General features: G+C 72.8%; 10 protein-coding genes. 7 read left to right on the top strand and 3 right to left on the bottom strand.

What is annotated here, in order from left to right; genetic code table 11:
* Positions 1-44: 44 nt before the first annotated feature.
* From ACZ6AA_RS06725 to ACZ6AA_RS06735, 3 genes are all read right to left on the bottom strand, one after another.
* Positions 45-947 (bottom strand): aminoglycoside phosphotransferase family protein, encoded by a 903-nt coding sequence (locus tag ACZ6AA_RS06725; RefSeq protein WP_468482003.1) that lies wholly within the window; start codon positions 945-947, stop codon positions 45-47.
* Between the two features lie 214 nt (positions 948-1,161).
* Positions 1,162-1,665, bottom strand: a complete 504-nt coding sequence (locus ACZ6AA_RS06730) for a ferritin-like domain-containing protein (protein ID WP_468451828.1) — start codon at positions 1,663-1,665, stop codon at positions 1,162-1,164.
* Positions 1,662-2,195 carry a hypothetical protein gene (locus ACZ6AA_RS06735; protein ID WP_468451827.1) on the bottom strand — a complete coding sequence of 178 codons (534 nt, stop codon included), beginning with the start codon at positions 2,193-2,195 and terminating at the stop codon, positions 1,662-1,664. Before ACZ6AA_RS06735 ends, ACZ6AA_RS06730 begins: the two co-directional genes overlap by 4 nt.
* A 299-nt stretch (positions 2,196-2,494) precedes the next feature.
* Between ACZ6AA_RS06735 and rimP the strand changes: the two genes are divergently transcribed.
* The 7 genes from rimP to truB all read left to right on the top strand — a co-directional run bounded on the left by rimP (position 2,495) and on the right by truB (position 9,794).
* Positions 2,495-3,049: a ribosome maturation factor RimP gene (gene rimP / locus ACZ6AA_RS06740; protein ID WP_468451826.1), complete on the top strand. Its 555-nt coding sequence runs from the start codon at positions 2,495-2,497 to the stop codon at positions 3,047-3,049.
* Positions 3,050-3,051: 2 nt separating this feature from the next.
* A complete protein-coding gene (nusA, locus tag ACZ6AA_RS06745) occupies positions 3,052-4,059 on the top strand; it encodes a transcription termination factor NusA (protein WP_468451824.1) in 1,008 nt (335 codons plus the stop codon).
* Positions 4,060-4,157: 98 nt separating this feature from the next.
* On the top strand, positions 4,158-4,457 hold the full coding sequence (locus tag ACZ6AA_RS06750) for a YlxR family protein (protein ID WP_468451822.1): 300 nt from the start codon (positions 4,158-4,160) through the stop codon (positions 4,455-4,457).
* Positions 4,458-4,602: 145 nt separating this feature from the next.
* Positions 4,603-7,719, top strand: a complete 3,117-nt coding sequence (gene infB, locus ACZ6AA_RS06755; RefSeq protein ID WP_471456550.1) for a translation initiation factor IF-2 — start codon at positions 4,603-4,605, stop codon at positions 7,717-7,719.
* A gap of 333 nt (positions 7,720-8,052) precedes the next feature.
* A complete protein-coding gene (locus ACZ6AA_RS06760; RefSeq protein ID WP_468451818.1) occupies positions 8,053-8,349 on the top strand; it encodes a DUF503 domain-containing protein in 297 nt (98 codons plus the stop codon).
* A gap of 48 nt (positions 8,350-8,397) precedes the next feature.
* Positions 8,398-8,889, top strand: a complete 492-nt coding sequence (gene rbfA / locus ACZ6AA_RS06765; protein ID WP_468451816.1) for a 30S ribosome-binding factor RbfA — start codon at positions 8,398-8,400, stop codon at positions 8,887-8,889.
* Complete coding sequence (gene truB / locus ACZ6AA_RS06770; RefSeq protein WP_468451814.1) at positions 8,889-9,794, top strand: tRNA pseudouridine(55) synthase TruB; 906 nt, start codon at positions 8,889-8,891, stop codon at positions 9,792-9,794. Before rbfA ends, truB begins: the two co-directional genes overlap by 1 nt.
* Positions 9,795-9,985: the final 191 nt, after the last annotated feature.

Consider the following 9,985-nt stretch of genomic DNA (forward strand, 5'->3'; position numbering starts at 1 on the left):
CCGGTTTCGGGAAGGGGCGGGGTCGGGGAGAGCCCCCGGCAGGGCTACACCCACCCCGCGAACTCCAGCAGCAACTCCGCGTCCTGCTCCCGCCCCACGCGAAGTGCCCGCACACCGGACTCGACAGCCCGGAACAACGCCCACCCCCGCAACCGCTCGGCATCGACGTCCAACGACTCGGCAAGCCGCTTCACGCGCCGCCGCGCAACCGCCGCCCCCGACGGCGAAGCGATCAGATCCTCCACCCGGTCCCGCACCAGCCGAGCCAGGTCGAACGCGGCCTCCCCGACGACCGGATCGGGCCCCACGGCCAGCCACGGCACCCGCTCGGCGGCGAGCACCTTGCTCTGCCGGAAGGTCCCGTGCAGCAGCAGCCCACCCCCCTCCGAGGGCACGGAGCCGAGCAGTTCGTCGCGCGCGGCGAGAGCGGCGGCGACGAGCGGCCGTGCGTCCGGATCGGGGCACGCGGCCATCGCCTCGGCCTGCCGCCCCGTCCGCTCGGCGACGGTCTCGAACCGGTGCCCGGCGGGCGGCGCCACCCACAGCCGCCGCAAGGTCCCGGCCGCCTCCAGCATGGACTTGGCCTCGGGCAGGGACCGTACGGACACGTCCCGCTGCAGCCGTTCGACGAGCAGCGCCCCGTCGGCGGCGTCGAGGAGCCGCGCGGCCCCCATCCCGCCCCAGTGGGCGAGCGCGGCCCGCTCGCTGTCGGGCCGTGACCGTGGCGGCACCAGCTTGAGCACAGCGGGCGTACCCTCGCGCGTCCGGACGAGTACGACGAGGCTGCTGCGGCCCCCGGGCACCTGCACCCGCTCCACGGTCAGCCCGTGCCGTGCGACGGCCTCCTCGGCGAGTTCGGGCAGCCGGTGCAGCCAGTCGTCGGTGGCGGCGTCGCGCGTCGCCTCACCGAGCGCACGGACGAGGCGCGGCGGCGGTTCGAAAGCCATGCGCGAGGTGTTCCCTTCCCGGTCGCCCGAAGGCGTTCGTGTTCCGACTGCCCGAGGGCGGACGTACGTGGCGGCGCACCCACGCCGAGGACGCGCGCGTACCGAACGCGAGCCCCCACCAACGACGCACTCACGCCGCCAGCACCCGCACGCCCAAGCCCCGCTCAGGCCGACAGCCGCACTCTCCCTCGACCCGTTCCCGCGGCAAGTGCCCTCAGGACCCCCGTGACGCGCCCGCAGCGCCGTCCCCCGACGCTCGGGAGCGTTCCGCGAGCCCAGGGAAGGCTACGCTCCCGCCGCGCCAGCGTGCCGCTCGGACCGCTGACTCACGGAGGGACTCGGCCGCGGTGGCGCGGCGGGCGCCCTCGGTTGCGCGGACCAGGTCGGAGTAGACCGCGGCGACCCGCTCCTCCAGCTCGGCCGCGAGGCGTGCGGCCGCTGTCGAGTCGGGGACGGGGAACGGCAGGGCGTAGGCGGCGGCGGAGGGCTCGGGATCGGCGCCGAGGCCGCGTACCGTGCGCCGGAGTTCGTCCCGGCGCGCACGATGCGCGTCGTACGCCGTGCGCGCCTCCGCCCGCCGTTCGTCGCCGATGCGGCCGCCCACGACGCCGTAGCCGTACACGGCCGCGTGCTCGGCCCGCAGGGCCGCCTGCAGGGCCTTCAGCTCCGGCTTTCTGTCTGCTTTTCTGTCCGCGTCCGCGCGGCTCTCTCGGCTCACTTGTCGTCCTCCGTCAGCAGGTACGCGTGCGCGGCGCCCGCCGCCGCGACCGACGCGAGCAGCCGGGCCAGTTCGGCGGGCGCGTCCAGGAGCTGCTTGCCGCGCCGCCGGGACAGTTCCCGCTCCGCGGAGGCCAGGAACCGCAGGGCGTCCCGCTCGCCGTCGGGGACGGACACCGGGGCGGGGGCGGTGGACTTGGCGGCCTTGGGGGACTTGGCGGGCGTGGGCTCGGGGTCCGCGTCGAACGCCTTCTCGTGCCGCGCCACCTCCGCCCGCAGCGGCCGCAGCAGCCCCGCCAGGGGAGCGTGCGCCGCGAGCACGGCGTCGTACTGCCGCAGCAGCCCGGCGCTGTCCCGCGCCGCACGCGCGCGCAGCCGGTCGTCGGCGGACGGGCGTCCGTCGCCGGGGGAGTCGCCGGAGCCGGAGCACCCGGCGAGCAGCGTGGTGCCGGCCGCGGCTGCGGCCCCGGTCAGCAGGCTCCTTCGGCGTGGGCCCGGGCGGGTCCACGAAGGGGTGAGATACGACGGCACGGCAGACGTCCTCGGAAAGGTTGGCCGCTAGGGCAGGGAGGGCGGGGGTGAGGGTGGTGCGGGCAGGAGCGCGGGGTGTGTGCGGGGGTGCGGGGGAGGGCGGTGCCCTCGGGTGACGGCAGGGGCGGGCGCGGGCCCGGTGATCACCGTACCTGCGCCCTGTCCTCGTACGTGCGATCGGCTCGTACCGGGGTGTGCGGAGCCCCGGCGGTGGACGGCAACACCCTCCGCGACCGGATACCCTTTGACCTGACACGCGACGATCCCACAACAGCACACGCGGCCGAGGAGTCACCCGGATGAGCACCACCCAGAGCGAGAGGCTGCGAGAACTGCTGGAACCGCTCGTCAGCTCGAAGGACCTGGATCTCGAAGAGATCGAAGTGGCCTCGGTCGGACGCAAGCGGGTGCTGCGAGTCGTCGTCGACTCCGACGACGGCGTGGATCTGGACCGCATCGCCGAGCTGAGCCGCGAGTTCTCCGCGAAGCTCGACGAGTCGGACGCGATGGGCGACGGCGAGTACACGCTCGAGGTCGGCTCCCCGGGCGCCGAGCGCCCCCTGAAGGAACAGCGCCACTACGTACGCGCCATCGGACGCCTCGCGAAGTTCCAGCTCACCGAGGGCGGCGAGCTGACCGCGCGGATCCTGAAGGTCGACGACGAGGGCGTGGACCTCGAAGTGCCCGGAGTGAAGGGCCGCAAGCCCACCGCCCGCAGGCTCGCCTTCGCGGAGATCGCCAAGGCGCGCGTCGAGGTGGAGTTCAACCGCAAGTCCGCGGACGGTGCCGACGGCGCCGCCGGGGACAGCGACAACGACGACGAGAAGAACGTGAAGGAAGAGGAGGAGGCGTAGCCGTGGACATCGACATGAGTGCCCTGCGAGGTCTGGTGCGGGAGAAGGAGATCTCCTTCGACCTGCTGGTCGAGGCGATCGAGTCGGCCCTCCTCATCGCCTACCACCGCACCGAGGGAAGCCGCCGCCACGCGCGCGTCAAGCTCGACCGCGACAGCGGTCACGTGACGGTCTGGGCGAAGGAGGACCCCGAAGACCTCGAGGAGGGCCAGGAGCCCCGCGAGTTCGACGACACCCCGTCCGATTTCGGCCGCATCGCCGCCACCACCGCCAAGCAGGTCATCCTGCAGCGGCTGCGCGACGCGGAGGACGACGCGACCCTCGGCGAGTACGCGGGCCGCGAGGGCGACATCGTCACCGGTGTCGTCCAGCAGGGCCGCGACCCGAAGAACGTCCTGGTCGACATCGGCAAGCTGGAGGCCATCCTGCCGGTGCAGGAGCAGGTGCCGGGCGAGGAGTACCGGCACGGCATGCGCCTGCGCAGCTATGTGGTGCGGGTCGCCAAGGGCGTGCGCGGCCCGTCCGTGACGCTCTCGCGCACCCACCCGAACCTGGTCAAGAAGCTGTTCGCGCTGGAGGTCCCGGAGATCGCCGACGGGTCTGTGGAGATCGCCGCCATCGCGCGCGAGGCCGGGCACCGCACCAAGATCGCGGTCCGTTCGACCCGCTCGGGCCTGAACGCCAAGGGCGCCTGCATCGGCCCCATGGGCAGCCGGGTGCGCAATGTCATGGCCGAGCTCAACGGCGAGAAGATCGACATCGTGGACTGGTCGGACGACCCGGGCGACATGGTGGCGCACGCGCTGTCCCCGGCCCGCGTCAGCAAGGTCGAGATCGTCGATCTGGCCGGCCGCTCCGCCCGCGTGACGGTGCCGGACTACCAGCTGTCGCTGGCGATCGGCAAGGAGGGCCAGAACGCCCGCCTCGCCGCCCGCCTGACCGGCTGGCGCATCGACATCCGGCCGGACACCGAGCTGCCCGAGCACGCGGCGCGGGACTCCGAGGGCTGATCACTCCGGGTCCCCGGGTTTCCCGAACTGATCAAGACAACATCCGTTCGATTCTTGCCCCAAAGGGGTGAGGTCGGTGCGGGGAGGTAGACTTAAGCGTGTCTGGCCGGACGCATGCCCGAGCATGCCCTGAGCGCACCTGTGTGGGGTGCCGGGAGCGAGCGGCCAAGAGTGAGCTGCTGCGCATCGTGACGATCGAGGACGTTTGCGTCCCCGATCCAAGCGGTACGCTGCCCGGCCGGGGTGCGTATGTACACCCCGCCCTGGTCTGTTTCGATCTTGCGCTCCGCCGCCGGGCGTTCCCGCGGGCCTTCCGGGTCCAGGGACCGCTCGACACCGCGGAACTGCGCCGGAATGTCGAGACAGCCGAGACCGTTGCCCAGCAGGCAACACCGTAAGAAGCGCCGTGCGGATCCCCGCGCGGCCCTGGTACCTCGCGAGTTGGAAGTAGGTCGAGATTGCGATGAGCACTCGATGAGTACGCGATGAGTACGCCCATGAAGTAGCGACGGTCCGGCGTAACCCGGACCTAAAAGGAGCGAAGTGGCTAAGGTCCGGGTATACGAACTCGCCAAGGAGTTCGGGGTGGAGAGCAAGGTCGTCATGGCCAAGCTCCAAGAACTCGGTGAATTCGTACGTTCGGCGTCCTCGACGATCGAGGCGCCCGTAGTACGCAAACTGACTGACGCATTGCAGCAGGGCGGCGGCAACGGCAAGTCCGCCGCCAAGCCCGGCGCGCCCCGCAAGGCGGCCGCGCCCAAGCCGGCGACCCCGTCGGCCCCCTCTCCCGCGCAGGCCGCCAAGCCGGCCGCGCCCAAGCCGCCGGCGCCCAAGCCGGCAGCTGCCGACAAGCCCGCCGCGGCGCCCGCTCCGGGCCCCCGCCCGGGCCCGGTCGCGCCCAAGCCCGTGACGCCGAAGCCCGCTCCGGCGGCTCCGGCTCCGGCCGCGCCCGAGTTCACCGCGCCGCCGGCCGCTCCCGCGACCCCGGCTCCGGCTGCCTCCTCGGGGTCCTCGGCCCCGGCGGGCCCGCGTCCCGGCGCCCGTCCCGGCGCCCCGAAGCCCGGTGGCCGTCCGGCCCCCGGCCAGGGTCAGGGTCAGGGCCAGCGCGGCGGCGACCGCGGCGACCGTCAGGGTGCCCCGCGCCCCGGCGGCCAGGGTGGCGCCCCGCGTCCGGGCGGCCGTCCGGCCGGTCCGCGCCCGGGCAACAACCCCTTCACCTCTGGTGGCTCCACCGGCATGGCGCGCCCGCAGGCGCCCCGTCCGGGTGGCGCCCCGCGCCCCGGTGGCCAGGGTGCCCCCGGCGGCCCGCGCCCGCAGGGCCAGGGCCAGGGCGGCGGCCAGGGTGGTCCCCGTCCGCAGGGTCAGGGCGGCGCACGTCCGTCCCCGGCCGGAATGCCGCGCCCGCAGGCGCCGCGTCCGGGCGGAGCCCCCGGCGGTAACCGTCCGAACCCGGGCATGATGCCGCAGCGTCCCGCCGCGGGCCCGCGTCCCGGTGGTGGCCCCGGCGGTGGCCGTGGTCCCGGTGGCGGCGGTCGCCCCGGTGGCGGTGGCGGCGGTGGCCGTCCCGGCTTCGCCGGTCGTCCCGGTGGTCCGGGCGGTGGCGGCGGTGGCTTCGCCGGTCGTCCGGGTGGTCCCGGTGGCGGCGGCGGTGCCGGTCGTCCCGGTGGTGGCGGCGGCTTCGGCGGTCGTCCCGGCTTCGGTGGCCGTCCCGGTGGTCCGGGTGGCCGCGGTGGCACGCAGGGCGCCTTCGGCCGTCCCGGCGGTCCCGCGCGTCGCGGTCGCAAGTCGAAGCGGCAGAGGCGCCAGGAGTACGAGGCCATGCAGGCCCCGTCGGTCGGCGGCGTGATGCTGCCGCGCGGCAACGGCGAGACCGTTCGCCTGTCGCGTGGTGCCTCCCTCACCGACTTCGCCGAGAAGATCAACGCCAACCCGGCGTCGCTCGTCGCGGTGATGATGAACCTCGGCGAGATGGTCACGGCCACGCAGTCCGTCTCCGACGAGACGCTGCAGCTCCTCGGCGACGAGATGAACTACACCGTTCAGATCGTCAGCCCCGAGGAGGAGGACCGCGAGCTGCTCGAGTCGTTCTCCATCGAGTTCGGCGAGGACGAGGGCGGCGAAGAGGCGCTCATGTCCCGCCCGCCGGTCGTGACCGTCATGGGTCACGTCGACCACGGCAAGACCCGACTGCTCGACGCCATCCGCAAGACGAACGTCATCGCGGGCGAGGCCGGCGGCATCACGCAGCACATCGGTGCGTACCAGGTCGCCACCGAGGTCAACGGCGAGGACCGCGCGATCACCTTCATCGACACCCCGGGTCACGAGGCGTTCACCGCCATGCGTGCCCGTGGTGCCAAGTCGACCGACATCGCGATCCTTGTGGTGGCGGCCAACGACGGTGTGATGCCCCAGACGATCGAGGCGCTGAACCACGCCAAGGCGGCCGACGTGCCGATCGTGGTCGCGGTCAACAAGATCGACGTCGAGGGCGCGGACCCGACCAAGGTGCGCGGTCAGCTCACCGAGTTCGGTCTGGTGGCCGAGGAGTACGGCGGCGACACGATGTTCGTCGACATCTCCGCCAAGCAGGGTCTCAACATCGACTCCCTGCTCGAGGCCGTCGTCCTCACCGCCGACGCCTCGCTCGACCTGCGGGCCAACCCGGAGCAGGACGCGCAGGGCATCGCGATCGAGGCGCACCTGGACAAGGGCCGCGGCGCCGTCGCGACCGTCCTGGTCCAGCGCGGCACGCTGCGCGTCGGTGACACGATGGTCGCCGGCGACGCGTACGGCCGAGTCCGCGCGATGCTCGACGACAAGGGCGAGACCGTGGAAGAGGCGGGTCCCTCGACCCCGGTCCTCGTCCTGGGTCTCACCAACGTCCCGGGCGCGGGCGACAACTTCCTGGTCGTCGACGAGGACCGTACGGCCCGTCAGATCGCCGAGAAGCGCGCCGCCCGCGAGCGCAACGCCGCGTTCGCCAAGCGCGTCCGCCGTGTCTCGCTCGAGGACCTGGACAAGGTGCTCAAGGCCGGCGAGATCCAGCAGCTCAACCTCATCATCAAGGGTGACGCTTCTGGTTCCGTCGAGGCCCTGGAGTCCTCCCTGCTCCAGCTGGACGTCGGCGAGGAGGTCGACATCCGCGTGCTGCACCGCGGCGTGGGTGCGGTCACCGAGTCGGACATCGACCTGGCCATGGGCTCCGACGCCATCGTCATCGGCTTCAACGTCCGCGCGGCCGGCCGTGCCGCGCAGATGGCGGAGCGCGAGGGCGTCGACGTCCGCTACTACTCGGTGATCTACCAGGCCATCGAGGAGATCGAGGCGGCCCTCAAGGGCATGCTCAAGCCGGAGTACGAAGAGGTCGAGCTCGGCACGGCGGAGATCCGCGAGGTCTTCCGCTCGTCCAAGCTGGGCAACATCGCGGGTGTTCTCATCCGCTCCGGCGAGGTCAAGCGCAACACCAAGGCCCGACTGCTTCGCGATGGCAAGGTCATCGCGGAGAGCCTCAACATCGAGGGCCTGCGTCGCTTCAAGGACGACGTCACCGAGATCCGCGAAGGGTTCGAGGGCGGTATCAACCTCGGCAACTTCAACGACATCAAGGTGGATGACGTCATCGCGACGTACGAGATGCGCGAGAAGCCGCGGGCTTAGCGGTTGCGGACGGGGGTTGCCCGGGGAGTTTCCCCCGGGCAGCCCCCGCCCCTTTTATGGGGGCTGCGCCCCCGTTCCCCCCGCTTTTCGGCGCTTCGCGCCTCGTCCTCAATCGCCGGACGGGCTAAAACCTTGCCGCACCGGCGAGATTTTCAGCCCCTCCGGCGTTTGAGGAGCGGGGGTCTGGGGGCGGAGCCCCCAGGTACGGGACGGGTAGGGGCGGCAGGGGCGAATATCCGTCGAGCCGACCCGGCCCCGCGTTGTACGGTTCTGGTGACCCTGCCAACCGTGCGCAGGGCGCGATCCCGCACCGGCGGGTTATCCGGGACACATATGTATGTGGGGACTCTGTCCTTCGACCTGCTCCTCGGCGACGTACATTCGCTGAAGGAGAAGCGCTCCCTCGTCCGCCCGATCGTGGCGGAACTCCAGCGGAAGTACGCGGTGAGCGCGGCGGAGGTCGGCCACCAGGACCTGCACCGCAGGAGCGAGATCGGCTTGGCGCTGGTCTCGGGGGACGCGGGGCACATCACGGACGTACTGGACCGGTGCGAACGGCTCGTCGCCGCCCGGCCCGAAGTGGAGCTGCTGTCCGTACGGCGGCGCCTCCACGGTGACGACGACGCTTGAACGACCTGAACGACCAGCGACGAGCACAGCACAGAAGGAGACGGAGCAGTGGCCGACAACGCGCGGGCGAAGAGGCTGGCGGACCTCATCCGAGAGGTGGTGGCCCAGAAGCTGCAGCGCGGGATCAAGGACCCGCGGCTCGGCACGCATGTCACCATCACGGACACCCGGGTCACGGGTGATCTGCGGGAGGCGACCGTCTTCTACACGGTCTACGGGGACGACGAGGAGCGCGCGGCCGCGGCCGCGGGCCTGGAGAGCGCCAAGGGCGTGCTCCGCTCCGAGGTCGGCCGGGCGGCGGGCGTGAAGTTCACGCCGACGCTGACCTTCGTGGCGGACGCCCTCCCGGACAACGCCCGGGCCATCGAGGACCTCCTCGACCGGGCGCGCGCCTCGGACGCGAAGGTCCGTGAGGCCTCCGCGGGAGCCGAGTTCGCGGGCGGCGCCGACCCGTACCGCAAGCCCGAGGACGAAGACGACGCCCCCGACGCTGCCGACGCCGCGGGCGGCACCGCCGACAAGGACGGCGACGCCTCGTAATGACCAAGCGCAGCACCACGCCGGACGGCCTTGTCATCGTCGACAAGCCGTCCGGCTTCACTTCGCACGACGTGGTCGCCAAGATGCGGGGCATCGCGAAGACCCGCCGCGTCGGGCACGCCGGCACCCTCGACCCGATGGCGACGGGTGTCCTGGTGCTCGGCGTCGAGCGCGCCACGAAGCTGCTCGGCCACCTGGCGCTCACCGAGAAGGAGTATCTCGGCACGATCCGCCTCGGCCAGGCCACCGTCACGGACGACGCGGAGGGCGAGATCACCTCGTCCGCGGACGCCTCCGGCGTCAAGCGCGACGCCGTCGACGCGGGCATCGCCAAGCTGTCCGGCGCCATCATGCAGGTCCCGTCGAAGGTCAGCGCCATCAAGATCGACGGCAAGCGGTCGTACGCGCGCGCCCGCCAGGGCGAGGACTTCGAGATCCCGGCCCGGCCGGTCACGGTCTCCTCCTTCCAGGTGTACGACATCCGGGACGCGGTCGCCGAGGACGGCACCCCCGTCCTGGACCTGGTCGTGTCCGTCGTCTGCTCCTCCGGTACGTACATCCGCGCCCTCGCCCGTGACCTCGGCGCCGACCTGGGCGTCGGCGGCCACCTCACGGCGCTGCGCCGCACCCGTGTCGGGCCGTACAAGCTGGACTCGGCCAAGACCCTCGACCAGCTCCAGGAGGAGCTGACGGTGATGCCGGTCGCCGACGCGGCCACCGCGGCGTTCCCCCGCTGGGACGTCGACGAGAAGCGGGCGCGGCTGCTCGCCAATGGCGTGCGGATCGACATGCCGGACGAGTACGCGGGCGCCGGGCCCGTCGCCGTCTTCGGCCCCGAGGGCCGCTTCCTGGTGCTCGCGGAGGAGTCGAAGGGCAAGGCCAAGAGCCTCGCCGTCTTCTCCTGACCCGCGCTCAGTTCGCCTGTGCGGTGCGGGAGTCGGCACCCCCGTGGTGGCCTCTCCGGCGGCCCGCGCGGTGTGGGACTTGTTGTGGGGGGGGGGGGGGGGGGGGGGTGCGCGCCCCCCCCCCCCCCCCCCCACGCCCCCCCCCCCCCCCCCCCCCCCCCCCCCCCCCCCCCCCCCCCCCCCCCCCCCAC

Source organism: Streptomyces sp. NPDC040610 (genome assembly GCF_055594065.1).